General features: G+C 66.2%; 14 protein-coding genes. 12 read left to right on the forward strand and 2 right to left on the reverse strand.

Translation table 11 applies throughout. The features are described from left to right. Positions 1 to 212: 212 nt before the first annotated feature. Entirely contained in the window at positions 213 to 1277 is a 1065-nt protein-coding gene (locus FFS49_RS26170; protein WP_105816115.1) for an asparaginase, read from the forward strand. A gap of 99 nt (positions 1278 to 1376) precedes the next feature. Here the strand turns inward: FFS49_RS26170 and FFS49_RS26175 are convergent, their stop codons facing one another. Further along, a complete protein-coding gene (locus FFS49_RS26175) occupies positions 1377 to 2351 on the reverse strand; it encodes a LysR family transcriptional regulator (RefSeq protein ID WP_105816114.1) in 975 nt (324 codons plus the stop codon). A gap of 154 nt (positions 2352 to 2505) precedes the next feature. On the opposite strand from FFS49_RS26175, the gene aspA reads away from it, so the two are divergent. Together aspA and FFS49_RS26185 are read left to right on the forward strand one after the other, a co-directional pair. Further along, the gene (gene aspA / locus FFS49_RS26180) at positions 2506 to 3912 is read left to right on the forward strand and encodes an aspartate ammonia-lyase (protein WP_105816113.1); all 1407 of its coding nucleotides are present in this window, start codon (positions 2506 to 2508) and stop codon (positions 3910 to 3912) included. 108 nt (positions 3913 to 4020) lie between these two features. Continuing rightward, positions 4021 to 5532, forward strand: coding sequence for an amino acid permease (locus FFS49_RS26185; RefSeq protein WP_105816112.1), 1512 nt, complete (start codon positions 4021 to 4023; stop codon positions 5530 to 5532). Positions 5533 to 5593: 61 nt separating this feature from the next. Here FFS49_RS26185 and FFS49_RS26190 read toward each other — a convergent pair whose 3' ends face one another. Further along, positions 5594 to 6277, reverse strand: coding sequence for a phospholipase (locus tag FFS49_RS26190; protein WP_105816111.1), 684 nt, complete (start codon positions 6275 to 6277; stop codon positions 5594 to 5596). Between the two features lie 214 nt (positions 6278 to 6491). Between FFS49_RS26190 and vapB the strand changes: the two genes are divergently transcribed. The 9 genes from vapB (at position 6492) to FFS49_RS26235 (ending at position 15038) form a co-directional block, all read left to right on the forward strand. Then, positions 6492 to 6734, forward strand: coding sequence for a type II toxin-antitoxin system VapB family antitoxin (gene vapB, locus FFS49_RS26195; protein ID WP_071333646.1), 243 nt, complete (start codon positions 6492 to 6494; stop codon positions 6732 to 6734). A 65-nt stretch (positions 6735 to 6799) separates the two neighbouring features. Continuing rightward, complete coding sequence (locus FFS49_RS26200; protein WP_224755997.1) at positions 6800 to 7108, forward strand: PIN domain-containing protein; 309 nt, start codon at positions 6800 to 6802, stop codon at positions 7106 to 7108. Positions 7109 to 7426: 318 nt separating this feature from the next. Continuing rightward, the gene (locus FFS49_RS26205; protein ID WP_039357260.1) at positions 7427 to 7735 is read left to right on the forward strand and encodes a DUF485 domain-containing protein; all 309 of its coding nucleotides are present in this window, start codon (positions 7427 to 7429) and stop codon (positions 7733 to 7735) included. Next, positions 7732 to 9462 (forward strand): cation acetate symporter, encoded by a 1731-nt coding sequence (locus FFS49_RS26210; RefSeq protein WP_105816110.1) that lies wholly within the window; start codon positions 7732 to 7734, stop codon positions 9460 to 9462. Before FFS49_RS26205 ends, FFS49_RS26210 begins: the two co-directional genes overlap by 4 nt. A gap of 457 nt (positions 9463 to 9919) precedes the next feature. Next, positions 9920 to 12301 carry an MCP four helix bundle domain-containing protein gene (locus tag FFS49_RS26215; RefSeq protein WP_105816109.1) on the forward strand — a complete coding sequence of 794 codons (2382 nt, stop codon included), beginning with the start codon at positions 9920 to 9922 and terminating at the stop codon, positions 12299 to 12301. A gap of 22 nt (positions 12302 to 12323) precedes the next feature. Next, the gene (locus tag FFS49_RS26220) at positions 12324 to 13052 is read left to right on the forward strand and encodes a methyl-accepting chemotaxis protein (protein WP_046548509.1); all 729 of its coding nucleotides are present in this window, start codon (positions 12324 to 12326) and stop codon (positions 13050 to 13052) included. Then, positions 13049 to 13630 carry a hypothetical protein gene (locus FFS49_RS26225; RefSeq protein ID WP_105816108.1) on the forward strand — a complete coding sequence of 194 codons (582 nt, stop codon included), beginning with the start codon at positions 13049 to 13051 and terminating at the stop codon, positions 13628 to 13630. Before FFS49_RS26220 ends, FFS49_RS26225 begins: the two co-directional genes overlap by 4 nt. Before the next feature lie 42 nt (positions 13631 to 13672). After that, complete coding sequence (locus FFS49_RS26230; protein WP_039357252.1) at positions 13673 to 14632, forward strand: chemotaxis protein CheX; 960 nt, start codon at positions 13673 to 13675, stop codon at positions 14630 to 14632. Positions 14633 to 14672: 40 nt separating this feature from the next. Next, positions 14673 to 15038 (forward strand): response regulator, encoded by a 366-nt coding sequence (locus FFS49_RS26235; RefSeq protein ID WP_011355572.1) that lies wholly within the window; start codon positions 14673 to 14675, stop codon positions 15036 to 15038. Positions 15039 to 15244: the final 206 nt, after the last annotated feature.

The raw sequence follows: 15244 nt of genomic DNA on the forward strand, positions 1-15244 counted from the left end.
CGCAATTGTACGGATTGGTACTAATTCTGTAAACGATCGAATGGTTTTTGTACTAATTTGGTCAGGCTTTCGTGGGGGGCGGATTGCCTTTGCGCGGCGTGCAACACCACTTTTCATCGCCCGGCCGGTGCGCCGCGGCGGCGACTCGATACACTGCCGTACCGGTTGGACGGGCCCCGGCAAGCAGGCCCCGAGCATGGAGACAAAACACGATGGACACCCAACGCGCAGCAGTCGTCACGTACCGAGGCGATGCGATCGAGAACACGCACGTCGCCCATGTGGCGGTGGTCGATGCACGCGGCAGGCTGCTGGCCCGGTTCGGCGATCCGTTCCGGATGACGCTTGCGCGCTCGGCGGCCAAGCCGGCGCAGGCGCTGTCGGTGATCGAGACCGGCGCGCCCGAACGCTTCGGCTTCGACGATGCGGATATCGCGCTGATGTGCGCGTCGCACAGCAGCGAGGACCGGCACATCGAACGCACGCGCACGATGCTCGCCAAGGTCGCCGCGCACGAATCGGACTTGCGTTGCGGTGGACATCCGCCGTTGTCGGACGCGGTGTATCGCGCGTGGATCAAGCGCGACTACACGCCGACGGGCGTGTGCAGCAACTGTTCGGGCAAGCACGTCGGGATGCTGGCCGGCGCGCAGGCGATCGGCGCCGCGATCGCCGATTACCATCTGCCCGACCATCCGATGCAGGTACGCGTGAAGCACGTGGTGGCCGATGCGTGCGGGCTGCGCGACGACGAGGTGGGCTGGGCGATCGACGGATGCAACCTGCCGACGCCGGCGTTTTCGCTGGACCGGCTCGCGCGTCTGTACGCATCGCTGGCCGACGGGGCGGATACGGTGGAAGCGGGCGGTGGCGACATCACCGATCGCGTGCGTGCGCTCGCGCGCATTCATCATGCAATGACCGCGTATCCGGAGTTGGTCGCTGGCGAAGGCCGTTATTGCACGGTGCTGATGAACGCGTTCGACGGGCAGGTGGTCGGCAAGCTCGGCGCCGATGCGTGCTACGGGATCGGCGTGCGTGCGTCGGCGCGCACGCGGGCGCTGGGCGCCGATGGCGCGCTCGGCATCTCGGTGAAGATCGAGGACGGCAATCTCGACGTGCTCTACATGGTCGTCAGCGAACTGCTCGAGCGGCTGCAGATCGGCACGGCCGAGCAGCGCGCGCCGCTGGCCGGCTTCCATCGGCCGAGAATGCTCAACACGCAGGGTGTCGAGATCGGGCACGCCACGTTCCCGTTCGAATTGCAGGCGGCCTGAACGGCCTGAACGGCCTGAGCGGCGTGAATGCGCGGCTGCCGCGGTGGCCCGCGACGCGGGCCGTGTGCAGCGGTGCGAACGCGACCAAGGGCGCGTGCGCTACACGCTCGCGCCGCGAATCTTCGTCAGCTCCAGCGCCGATAGCTCGCCGATATGCGCGAGGTGCTCGAGGAGAAAGTCCTTCAGCACGCGCAGCTTTGCCGAGCTGCGCCGGTTCGCCAGATAGGCAATGTAGATGTATTCGCCCGTCAGCCGGTTCTGCAGCCGGTAGCGCGGCAGCACGGCTTCGAGCCGGCCGCTCGCGAGCAGGTCGCGCACCAGCCAGATCTCGAACTCCGCGATGCCGAGCCCCGCGCAGGTCGCTTCGAGCAGCAGCTCCGAATGGTCGGTGACGAGGTTGCCGGCCGGCAGCACGCTGTGACGCACGTCGCCTTTCACGAGATCCCAGCGCGGATCGCCTTCCGGGTGCACGTAGCGCAGGCAGTTGTGTTGCTTGAGATCGTCCGGCGTGGACGGGCGCCCGCAACGGTCGAGGTAGCCGGGCGTCGCGCACAGGATGCTGTCGTTGCGCGACAGGCGGTGGACGACGAGGTTGTCCAGGTAGTTCTCGCCCTCGTGAATGTCGAGATCGAAGCCGCCGGCCACGAGGTCGTTGTGGTTGTCGGTGAGCCGCACGTCGAGCTGGATCGTCGGGTAGCGCGCGAGGAACGGTGCGACCAGCGGCGCGAGATGGCGGCGGCCGAACGCCACCGGCGCGGTGAGCTTCAGCGGCCCGCTCGGCTGCGCATTCAGCTCGGCGACCACGCGCAACGTGTCGTCGAGATCGGCGATCAGCGTGACGGCGCGTTCCAGGTAGATATGGCCGGCTTCGGTGAGCGTCACGCTGTGCGTGGAGCGGTGCAGCAGTGCGACACCGAGGGCCTCCTCGATCGCCGTGACCTTGCGCGCGACGGTGGACGTCGACACGTGCATCTCCTTCGCGACCGCCGAAAAACTCCCCGTTTCGACCACCCTGACGAACGCGCGCATCGCGCCCATGTGATCGATGCTGGTTTCCTTCGCGCCTCTTTTCATTCGATTCTCATTGTTGCGTCCCACGCAAAACCGCTTTCGATAATACAGAAGTGAGCTTGTTTTTGCAAAGGCATAGAATGCGAACCCGTCGCATCGGGAAGCGGCGCACGACAAAGCGGCACGACGAGCGGCACGAGACATCCAGGAGGGCACGATGACAGAAAACGGCTTCCGCGTCGAAGCGGATCTTTTAGGTAAGCGAAGCATTCCGAGTGAGGCCTACTACGGCGTCCATACGCTGCGCGCGAAGGAGAATTTCGACATTTCCGGCCGCACGATTGCATCGCTGCCGTTCCTCGTGATGGCGCTCGCCGCGGTGAAGGAGGCCGCGGCCGACGCGAACTGCGAGCTCGGGCTGCTGCCGCGGCCGCTTCGCGATGCGATTGCCGCTGCGTGCGTCGAGATCCGCGAAGGGCGCCTGCACGACCAGTTCGTCGTCGACATCATCCAAGGCGGGGCCGGCACGTCGACCAACATGAACGCGAACGAGGTGATCTGCAACCGCGCACTCGAGATCATGGGGCACGCGCGCGGCGAGTACGAATACCTGCATCCGAACGAGCACGTGAACCTCGCGCAGAGCACCAACGACGTCTATCCGACCGCGATTCGCGTCGCGACCTGCTTCGCGGTCGAACACCTGCTCGAAGCGATGGCGCGCCTGCGCGATGCGTTCGCGGAGCGGGCCGACGCGTTTGCCGGCTTGCTGAAGCTCGGCCGCACGCAACTGCAGGACGCGGTGCCGATGACGCTCGGCCAGGAGTTCTCGACCTACGCGGTGATGCTGACGGAAGACATCGCGCGCCTGCAGGAAGCCGGCTGGCTGATTCGCGAGATCAATCTCGGCGCGACCGCGATCGGCACGGGGATCACCGCGCATCCGCAGTACGCGGAGAAGGCGCTCGCGGCGCTGCGGCGCATTACCGGGCTCGACCTGAGCACCGCGCCGAACCTGATCGAAGCGACGCAGGATTGCGGCGCGTTCGTGCAGGTGTCGGGCGTGCTCAAGCGGATCGCCGTGAAGCTGTCGAAGATCTGCAACGACTTGCGGCTGCTGTCGAGCGGCCCGCGCGCCGGGTTCGGCGAGATCAACCTGCCGCCCGTGCAGGCCGGCTCGTCGATCATGCCCGGCAAGGTGAATCCAGTGATCCCTGAGGTCGTGAACCAGGTTGCGTTCGAGGTGTTCGGCAACGACCTGACCGTGACCTTCGCGGCCGAGGCCGGGCAGCTTCAGTTGAACGCATTCGAGCCGGTGATCGCCAGCGCGCTGTTTCGCAGCTTCAGTCATCTGACGGCCGCCTGCACGACGCTCGCGCAGCGTTGCGTGAGCGGGATCACCGCTAATCCCGAGCGGCTGCGCGAAACGATGGAGCGCTCGGTCGCGCTCGCAACCGCGCTGAACCCGTACATCGGCTACAAGCGCGCGACCGCCGTGGCGGCCGAGGCGCACGCGACCGGCAAGTCGATCCGCGAAGTCGTACTGGAGCGCGGGTGGATGACCGATGCGCAGCTCGACGAAGCGCTGCAGCCCGAAGCGCTGATCCGGCCGCGCGTGCTTTGACGCCGGCTGCGCGGGCTGCCGGTGCCCGACGCCGGCGGCTTGCATGCGGCTGCATCCGAAGCGCCCCCGCGCGGGGCGCGACACATCAAGAAACTACGGAGACACACGATGACTCACAGCAGTGAGCGCCCGGCCGATCCGGCCGGCGGCGCGGATTCCCGACATGCCGACCCCGATGCGATGTTCGCGTCGCACGAAGCCGGCTATGCGAAGCAGTTGAAGCCCCGGCACGTGCAGATGATCGCGATGGGCGGCGCGATCGGCACCGGCCTCTTTCTCGGCGCGGGCGGGCGCCTGCAGCACGCGGGGCCCGCGCTCGCGCTCGTGTACCTCGTCTGCGGCGTGTTCGCGTTCCTGATCATGCGCGCGCTCGGCGAGCTCGTGATGCACCGGCCGACCAGCGGCAGCTTCGTGTCGTACGCACGGGAGTTCATGGGTGAACGCGCATCGTTCGTCGCGGGCTGGATGTACTACCTGAACTGGGCGACGACCGGCATTGTCGACATCACCGCGGTCGCGATCTACATGAAGTACTGGGCCGTGTTCACGGACGTGCCGCAGTGGGTGTTCGCACTCGGCGCGCTCGGGATCGTGTCGGTGATGAACATGATCGGCGTGAAGGTGTTCGGCGAGATGGAGTTCTGGTTCTCGCTCGTCAAGGTGGGGACGCTCGCGGTGTTCCTCGCCGTCGGCGCCGTGTTTCTCGCGAGCGGCCACCCGGTCGCCGGCCAGATGCCGGGGCTGCACCTCGTCGCGGATCACGGCGGAATCTTCCCGCACGGCATCCTGCCGGCCGTGCTGATCGTGCAGGGCGTCGTGTTCGCGTATGCGAGCATCGAGCTCGTCGGCGTCGCGGCGGGCGAGACCGCCGATGCGCGCAAGGTCTTGCCGAAAGCCATCAACAGCGTGATGTGGCGGATCGCGCTGTTCTACGTCGGCTCGGTCTTGCTGCTGACGATGCTGCTGCCGTGGACGGCTTACAGCGCGCACGAAAGCCCGTTCGTCACGTTCTTCAGCAAGCTCGGCGTGCCGTACGTCGGCACCGTGATGAACGTCGTGGTGCTGACCGCCGCGCTGTCGAGCCTGAACTCCGGCCTCTATTCGACCGGGCGCGTGCTGCGCTCGCTCGCGATGGGCGGATCGGCGCCGCGCTTCGTGTCGCGGATGAACGCACGCGGCGTGCCGTACGGCGGGATCGTGATCACGGTCGCGATCAATGCGATCGGCGTACCGCTGAACTACATCGTGCCGGCGCAGGCGTTCGAGATCGTGCTGAACATGGCGTCGCTCGGGATCATCACGACGTGGGGCTTCATCGTGATGTGCCAGATCCTGTTCCGCCGCGCGGTCAACCGCGGCGAACTGAGGGCCGTGTCGTTCCGGATGCCCGGCGCGCCGTTCACGTCGTGGCTCACGCTGGCCTTCCTCGTCGGCGTGCTGGTGCTGATGGCATTCGATTACCCGGGCGGCACGTGGACCATCGCGACGATTCCGGTCGTCGTGCTCGCGCTGGTGGTCGGCTGGAAGCTGGCGAAGCGCGGCGCCGCGCGGGAGCGGGCGGCGGATGCGCTTGCATCTTCGGCCACGCGCGCCGTCGCCGATCCGGCGCGGGGCGCCTGAAGACGGTATGCGCCGGGCGCGCCGAGTCGTTCGCGGCCGGCGCCCCGGCCCTTCGTGACAGTCAGTTCAATCCGGTGCGTTCGCTGATCCAGCGGCCGAAATCGCCGGCCATCTCCGCGGTCAGCTCGTGGCCGGCTGCGTACAGCCGCGTCTCGTGCGCGACGCCGAGCGCCGTGAGTTTTGCATCGGCGGTATCGGCCCATGCGACAGGCAGCTTGTCGTCGAAGCGGCCGTGCACGATCAGCGCATGGAGCGGGCGAAGGGCATCGCGCGGCGCGATCAGCGGATCGATTTCAGGCAGGATGCGCCCGCACAGCACCGCGAATGCGGTGACGTCCTGCGGCGACGTGAGCCCGACGCTCGCGCTCATGATGCCGCCCTGGCTGAAGCCGGCAATCACGGTCGGCAACGCGGCGCCTGCGTCTTTGCCGGCGCGCAACGCACGCAGCAGCGTGATCAGCCGGATGCGGCTCGCGTCCGCGCGGGCCGCGTCGATTTCGGGCCCGTTCGGGCCGAAGCGCACCGGAAACCACGCGTGCTGATCGGGCCCGAACGCAAGCGGGGCGCGCAGGAATGCGATTTCAACGCGCGGATCGATGACGTCGGCCAGGTTCAGCAGGTTGGTTTCGTTGCCGCCGACGCCATGCAGCAGCAACAGGCGGGCAGCGGGGCGGCCGGCGGCCGGGCGCAGCCGGTACTGGAGGCCGGATTCGGGATCGGTGGTCAGCGGCAGGACGTCGGTCATTGCGTTGGGTCCGGGAGGGGGAGCGATGCGACAGTCTAGAGCGGGCCGGCGGGAAGGTGAATCGCCGGATGGGGATTGATTGTTTCCCGAGGGGAATGAATCGGGTGTCCCACGGCGCTCGGCCGGCAGGTGCCCAGTGCCGAGGGCATGGCTCGTCATCGGGGTGCACAGTTGTTAAAGTGGGTGCATTTTGTAAGTGCATGAGGAAATGGGGATGGATACTGCCAGGATTTTCGAGCATGGCGGATCGCAGGCTGTCCTTCTGCCGAAGGATTTCCGCTTCGAAACGACCGAGGTACGGATTCGTCGTCACGGGTCATCCGTCATCCTCGAACCGGTGCCGCAAGACTGGGCCTGGCTAACGCCAATGATCGGCCCGGTCGACGCCGATTTCGAGGCTGCGGCAACGACCGGGCCTGCCGCTCAGCAGCGCTCAGGTCTGGACGTATTTGAATGAATTTTTGCTGGATACCAATGCGGCAATCGCCATCATGAAAGGCGAGCCGGCCATGCTGGCCCGGCATGCCGGCGATCGTCGCGCATGAACTCTATTGCGGTGCCTGCAAGCGCCAGAGGGCGGCAGCGAACATGGCACGTGTCGAAGCACTTCAGTTCGAGGTGGTGTCGTTCGATGTGGAAGATGCCCGGCACGCCGGCGCGGTTCGTGCGCACCCGACTGCGGTCGGCACTCCGATCGGTCCGTACGATGCGTTGATCGCGGGGCAGGCGCGCGCACGGCCTCTGGTGCTTGTCACATATAACGCGCGCGAGTTTGCGCGAGTCCCGGCGCTACAGATCGAGGATTGGCTCGTCGAGACGCGTGAAGACTGATCGCGTCGATGCCATGCTCCGTCTGCGCTCGTACCCTTCCATCGGCATCGATCGATGCGAGTAACTGTCCTTGCGCGGAAATGTCCGTTTATTGAGGACGGTCGAAAAATCGCGTCCTGACTGCCCCGCATTGCGACGCTGAAACCGCATCGCGGTTGCAGCGCGCCCCGCACACGCATCCAGCGCCTCGCGTGCGGCAGCACCGCGTACCGCTAGGGAAAACCATAGCGCGCACACGCAAGATCGAGTAAGCCCGCAGTCAGTTTCGCTCTTCAGAATCGCCACACTCATTCAAAAAAGCACATCAGGAGACAGGCGATGCATGATGGGTTGGTGAAAAAAATCGAAGCGCATCCGAAGTATGCGCTGCTCAAGCGACGGCGCAATGCGCTCGGCATCTGCCTGACCGTGCTGATGCTGATCGTGTATTACGGCTACATCGCATTGATCGCATTCGACAAGTCGTTCCTCGCGAAGCCCGTGAGCACCGGCGTGACGAGTGTCGGCGTACCGGTGGGCATGGCGGTGATCGTGTTCACCGTCGTCATCACCGGCATCTACGTGCGCCGCGCGAACAACGAATACGATCAACTGACGCAGGACATCCTGCAGGACGTCGCTCAATGAAGAAGACACTTTCGATGACGCTGGTCGCGTTGCTGGCCGTGCTCGCGTGCGGCGCGGCCGTCGCGGGCGGCGGCGATGTCGGGCAGACCGCCAAGCAGGCAACCAACACTACGGCCATCGTCCTGTTCGCGCTGTTCGTGGCCGGGACGTTGTGGATCACCAAGTGGGCGGCTTCGCGCACGCGTTCCGCCGCGGATTTCTACACCGCCGGCGGCGGCATCACCGGGTTCCAGAACGGCCTGGCGATCTCGGGCGACTACATGTCGGCGGCATCCTTCCTCGGCATTTCCGCGGCGGTGATGACGTCGGGTTACGACGGCCTGATCTATTCGATCGGCTTCCTGGTCGGCTGGCCGGTCATCACGTTCCTGATGGCCGAGCGGCTGCGCAACCTCGGCAAGTTCACGTTCGCCGACGTCGCGGGCTACCGCTTCGAGCAGGGGCCGATCCGCAGTTTCGCCGCGGTCGGGACGCTGGTGGTGGTGGCGTTCTACCTGATCGCGCAGATGGTGGGCGCGGGGCAGCTCATCAAGCTGCTGTTCGGTCTCGACTACTGGATGGCCGTCGTGATCGTCGGCGCGCTGATGATGGTCTACGTGCTGTTCGGCGGCATGACGGCCACCACCTGGGTGCAGATCATCAAGGCGTGCATGCTGCTCGCGGGCGTGACCTTCATGGCGATCATGGTGCTCGCGCAGTACGGCTTCAGCCCGGAGGCGCTGTTCGCCCATGCCGTGGAAGTCAAGACCGCGATCGCCGCGAATGCCGGCAAGTCGCCGGACGACGCGACCCGGATCGGGCTGTCGGTGATGTCGCCGGGCGGGTTCATCAAGGATCCGATCTCGGCCATCTCGTTCGGCATGGCGCTGATGTTCGGCACCGCTGGCCTGCCGCACATCCTGATGCGCTTCTTCACGGTGCCGGATGCGAAGGAAGCGCGCAAATCGGTGTTCTGGGCCACCACGTGGATCGGCTACTTCTACGTGCTGATCTTCATCATCGGTTTCGGCGCGATCACGCTGGTGCTGACCAATCCGGAGCTGGCCGACGTGGCCAAGGGCGTGATCAAGGGCGGCGCGGGCACGGCCAACATGGCCGCGGTGCTGGTGGCCAAGACGGTGGGCGGCGACGTGTTCTACGGCTTCATCTCGGCCGTGGCGTTCGCGACGATCCTGGCGGTGGTGGCCGGGCTCACGCTGTCGGGTGCGTCCGCTGTGTCGCACGATCTCTACGCGACCGTTTTCAAGAACGGCAAGGCCAACAGTGCCGACGAACTGAAGGTGTCGCGCATCACGACGCTGGTGCTCGGCGTGATCGCCGTGCTGCTGGGCATCGCGTTCGAGAAGCAGAACGTCGCGTTCATGGTGTCGCTGGCGTTCGCGGTGGCGGCATCGGCCAATTTCCCGGTGCTGTTCCTGTCGATGATGTGGAAGGGGTGCACCACGCGTGGTGCGGTCATCGGTGGCTTCCTCGGGCTGGTCTCGTCGGTGGGGCTGACGATCGTGTCGCCGTCGGTGTGGGAGGCGACGCTCGGTCATCCGAAGGGTTCGGCGTGGTTCCCGTACACGTCGCCCGCATTGTTCTCGATGACCATCGGCTTCGTGGGCGTGTGGCTGTTCTCGGTACTCGACACGAGCCTGCGCGCGAAGGCGGAGAAGGGTGCGTTCGCCGCACAGCAGGTGCGTTCGGAAACGGGGCTGGGGGCGACGCGCGCCAGCAGCCACTGATCGGTCGTTAGCCGCCCACGCCCGCCCCGGGGCCGACAATGCAGCTCAGCGCATCGTCGGCCCCGGGGCGGGCGGAATCGTTTTCATCCGGCCGTCAAATCACGCTCCGACAATAATAAATCGCGAATTGGATTGAATTCGTCGATAATGAGCAAACGTTTTACGAAAGCCTGATTACGGCTAATCCGCGGATTAAATAAATAAAAATAAAATATCCGAATATGGAATTTCCTGGCTGCGCAGGATCACCGGCCGAAGCCTTGTGACATGAGGTTAACGGCAAATTCCGGCAATACTTTAGGGTGCTTTTGCCACAATTGTTCATTTCATTTTTATCAATGAACGATTGATTTCCGGTCATCGGATCGTCATACGCCATCCCCGATAATTCGGCGCTCACATTCTTTCAATAGACCAAACGGCGGTCGAAGCCGGATCGCTGCGGGGAGCTGTAACCATGACCATCCGTCATCGCATTACGCTGCTAGTCGTCCTGACGTTCTTCGCGCTGTCCGCGATCGGCATCTATGCCGTGTACCAGACACGCAAGAGCGCGTCCGAGGTACGCCAGGTCACCCAGGGCATCGTGCCGAGCGCGCTCGCGTCGGCCGATCTCGTCGCCGATGTGAAGAACATCCAGATCGCGACGATGACGCTCGTCTACGCGCCCGACGCGAACACCGCCGCGCAGGCGCGCGACGAGCTGAAGGCAAAGCAGGGCGCGCTGCGCGCCGCGCTCGACGTGCAGGCGAAGTCGGCGGTCGGCCAGGCGCAGGTCGGGCTCGTCTCGCAGGCGAAGGAGAGCGCCACGAACTATTTCGCGGCGATCGACGACACCGTGAAGATGAAGACCGACGGCAAGCCCGAGATGGCGCAGGCGTACCTGTTCGCGAACGTCGCGCAGTATCGCGACGAACTCGAAAGCATCGTCGATACGCTGCGCGTCGAGAAGAACCGCCAGAAGGACGACGCGATCAGCGCACTGAACGGGATGCTGTCGACCACGGCGACCGCGATCGCGGGCGTCGCCGGCACGGTGATCGTGCTGCTGACCGCGCTCGGCCTGCTGCTGTATCGCCAGATCACGCGCCCGCTGATCGGGATGCAGACGGCGATGAGCGAGATCGCGACGAGCCAGGATTTCACGCGCCGCGTGCCGGTGGGCCGGATGGACGAAATCGGCCATTCGATCGTCGCGTTCAACGGGATGATCGAGAAGATCCAGGAGAACTCGGCGCAGCTCAAGCAGAAGACGGCCGACATCCAGGCGATGCTGCAGAACATGCAGCAGGGGATCCTGACCGTCGTCGAAGGCGGCGTCGTGCATGCGGAGTATTCGGCGTACCTCGAAACGATCTTCGAGACGAGCGACATCGCCGGTCGCGACCTGATGGCGCTCGTGTTCGACGACTCGAACATCGGTTCCGACGCCCGCTCGCAGGTCGACGCGGCCGTGCACGCGTGCCTCGGCGAAGACAGCATGAACTTCGAGTTCAACGAGCACCTGCTCGTGAACGAAGTCGCGAAGCGGATGCCGGACGGCCGTGACAAGTGGCTCGACCTGAGCTGGTCGGCGATCACCGACGAGACCGATACGGTCGTGCGCCTGATGCTGTGCGTGCGCGACGTGACCGAGATCCGCGAGCTGACCGCGCAGGCCGGCGAGCAGCAGCGCCGCCTCGAAATGATCGGCGAGATTCTGTCGATCAGCCAGGACAAGTTCCACGACTTCGTGCACAGCGCGAAGGGCTTCCTCAGCGAGAACGAGCGGATGATCCGCCAGCACGAGCGTGCCGATCACTCGATCGTCGCGGCGCTGTTCCGCAACATGCACACGATCAAGGGCAACGCGCGCACGTACAGCCTCCAGCATCTGACCAACATCGTCCACGAAGCGGAGCAGGCATACGACTCGCTGCGCCGCGCGGACGGCGGCCCCGAGTGGAACCGCGATGCGCTGATGGACGACCTGGCCCGCGTGCGCGACGCGGTCGAGCACTACGCGACGATCAACGCGGTCACGCTCGGCCGCAGCGGCGAAGCGGTGCAGGGCGCCGACTTCCTGATGGTCGAACGCGCGCACATCAGCGAGAGCCTGCGCATGCTCGACGGCGCCGATCCGGCGAACGCGTCCGACTGGCACGCGGCCCGCGACGCCGTGCGCCGCATGTTGAGCCAGCTCGGCACGCAGGGCATCGGCGATGCGCTCGGCGGCGTGATCGAGTCGCTGCCGTCGCTCGCGGCTGAACTCGGCAAGCCGGCGCCGGTCGTGCATATCGACAGCCACGGCCAACGCGTGCGCAGCGAAATCGCCGCGACGCTGAAGAACGTGTTCATGCACCTGCTGCGCAATTCGATGGACCACGGGATCGAATCGTCCGACGAGCGGCGAGCGGCCGGCAAGGCGGCATCCGGCACGATCGACATCGCGGTCGGCGTGGGCGGCGGCGAGCTGTGGTTCGTGCTGAGCGACGACGGCCGTGGCCTCGCGCTCGACCGGATTCGCAGCGTCGCGCGCGAGCGCGGATGGATCGATGCCGACCACGACGCGGCGCTGTCCGACGAGGAGGTGGCCGAGCTGATCTTCCGGCCGGGCTTCTCGACCGCGAGTGCCGTGACCGAGGTGTCGGGTCGCGGCGTCGGCATGGACGCGGTGCGCAACTTCCTGAAGCGCGACGGCGGCGACATCGCGTTGCGCTTCACCGACGATCGCGTCGGCGCGCCGTATCGCGCGTTCGAGACGATCGTGTCGCTGCCGGCCCGCTTCGCGGCGGACGGTGCCGCGCAGGGCGCCGGGCACGAACGTGCGCGCAGCGCGGATATCGGCGCGGCGGAGTGACGACGTGATCGTGCAGGCTTGGATGCTCCAGATGGCCGCCGCACTGGCGGGCGGTGTCGTCGTCGCAATCGTGGCGGCGGTCTTGTTTCGCGTGACGCGCAAGCGGCTCGTCGCGGCGCTCGAGCGCGACACGGCGCAGTTGCGCAGCGCGCTCGACGCGGCCGATGCGCGCGTCGCCGACGCGGCGTCGGCGCATGCGGAGGCGGCCGACGCATGGGCGCAGCGCGAGGCGCAGCTCGAGGATGCGCTGGCGCGCGAGACGTCCGCCGCGGGCACGCAGCGCGACGCGATGCAGGCGTTGTCGGCCGATCGCGCGGCGCTGGCGCAGCACGCGCAGAAGATCGCCGACGAAGCCGCGCGCCTGCGCGGGCTCGCCGGCACTTTCGAGCGCTGGCACGAGCAGATGATCTCGCTGACCACGCAGAACCAGGACATGCGCGCGAAGAACCTGGAGCTGTCGGCGATCGTCGCGCACGTGTCGATCGTATCGCTGAACGCGTCGATCGAGGCCGCGCGGGCCGGCACCGCCGGGCGCGGCTTCTCGATCGTCGCGAGCGAGGTGCGCGGGCTGGCCGCGCGCTCGCAGGAACTGTCGAACAGCTACCGCGACAGCCTGAACCGCAACGATCTCGTGACGGCCGCGACGTTCCAGGACATCCAGGCCGGCGGCAAGATGATCACGGCCGCGCTCGCGACCGTCGAGACGCTGGCCGGGCAACTGCACGCGCGGATCGAAGGAGAAGCCGCGTGATCAGTGCGCAGGCGAGGGCCGGGTTCGAACGGATCTTTTTCGATGCCGCGCGCACGCGGCTCGCGGCCGGCGGCGCGTGCGACATCCGGCCGGCCGCCGGCCACGGACACGACGCGCCGGATCGCGCGCACGCGAAGTCGCGATCGAAGCCGAAGGCACCCGAACATGTCGTTGTGCTGACGATCTCCGCGCTGCATTTCCGCCTGCTGCTCGCGCTGCGCTTCAGCGACGACGACGCGACGCGCCGCCATTTCGCCGGCGCGACGGCGGGCACGAACAGCCAGCGACCGTTGACCGACGCGTTCATGGAAGTCGCGAACCTGTGTTGCGGCGCGATCAACCAGGCGCTGACCGCGTCGTTTCCCGATCTCGGGATGTCGACGCCTTACCTGCTGAGCGGCCCGAGCATCGACTTCATGCACGCGCTCTCGCCCGATTACGTGACCGCCTACGACCTGACGCTCGATGGCGACGTGCGGGTCGGCGCGACGTTGTGCGTGTGCGCGAACGCGCCGGTCGATTTCCATGTGCCGGAAACGGCCGTGATGGAAACCGGCGGCGAGCTCGAACTGTTCTGACCGACCCAGACCGACCCCGATCGACCATGAGGAACCCTTGAGATGACCCTGGACAAACCCGTCAGCAAGGTGCTCGTGCTCGACGACAGTCGCGCGCACGCCGACGCGATCAAGCGTTTCTGCGACGAGCACAACCTGGTCGGCCTGACCGTGCGGCGCAACCGGCTGCTGAAGGTGCTGCGCTCGAATATCGACCTCGGCGCGATCCTGCTCGCCGAGGATTACGGTGGTTCGCCGGCCGAGAGCGCGATCATCGCGACGCAGATCGATGCGCTGCGCCCCGAGCTGCCGATCATCCTGCGCCGCGAATCGCTTGCGTCGCGCGACGGGCTGCCGGAGGCGCTCGCGCGCGTCGCATGCGCGGCCTACGTCGCGGACGACATGACGCCGCTCAAGCGCGCGATCGACGAATACCTGTTCGGCCGCGACTACCCGAACGCACTCGTGCGCGGCATCTCGGAGATCACCGAGGCGCGCATCGACAGCCTGTTCCCGGGCATGACGATCGAGCACGAAACGCCGTGCATCGTGCGCGACCAGATCATCTTCGGCGAAGTGTTCAGCCTGATCGCGCTCGAAAGCGCGTGGTGCCGCGGCTACATGCTGCTGCAGACGAGCGAGCAGCCGCTGCTCGACATGATCGGCGGCACGCGCGACGCCGGCCGCGCGCCGGATTTCCGCGACGTGAACAGCATGCTCGGCGAGTTGACCAACCTCGTATGGGGCGCGTTCAAGAACCGCTATCTCGGCGACGCCGAGGCGCTGGCGCGCCATCCGGTGCAGGTGCCGCTCGTCGTGAATCACAAGCAGAAGTTCATCTCGTTCGGCGGCGACTGCCCGCAGCTCTGCTTCAAGTACCGGATGACCGATCCGGCATCGGGGCGCTCCGTGTGCCTCGACCAGCGCTTCGTGTTCAGCCTGAGCTGGTCGCCGGAGGATTTCCGCGAATCGGTGCAGGACGTGGGGCCGATGGTCGAATCGGGTGAGCTCGAACTGTTTTGAATACTGAAGTCAGCAACAAGGAAAGGAAGGGGAATACGACATGGCAAAGATTCTGGTGGTCGACGATTCGGGCACGGTGCGCGACGAGGTCGCGGGTTTCCTGCGCAATCACGGGCTCGACGTCGCGACGGCCGTCGACGGCAAGGACGGGCTCGCGAAGCTCAAGGCGACGCCCGGCGTGCGCCTCGTGATCAGCGACGTGAACATGCCGAACATGGACGGCCTGACGATGGTCGAAAAGATCCGCGGCGAACTGGCGAACTCGACGGTCAACGTCGTGATGCTGACGACCGAAAGCAGCCCGGCGATGAAGGAACGCGGCAAGGCCGCCGGCGTGAAGGGCTGGATCGTGAAGCCGTTCAAGGGCGACGCGGTGCTCGACGCACTGAAGAAGCTCGCGGGCTGACGCGCGGCAGGTCACATCGAGCGCGCCCGCCCGCACTCGCATTCAATGCTGCGGGTCGGGCTGCGCGGCCGCCGCGTTACCCTCCGCGTCACCGGCGCGGGCATCTGCCATTTCACGACGATCATGCCCGCGAGGCCGTCGAGCCGTGTCCACAGCGGGCGCTGCAGCGTGTCGCCGACGAGTGGCGCATGCGCGCGCGGCAGGTC

The sequence above is a fragment of the Burkholderia sp. 4NA327C6 genome, assembly GCF_005502655.1.
GTDB classification, from domain to species: domain Bacteria; phylum Pseudomonadota; class Gammaproteobacteria; order Burkholderiales; family Burkholderiaceae; genus Burkholderia; species Burkholderia contaminans.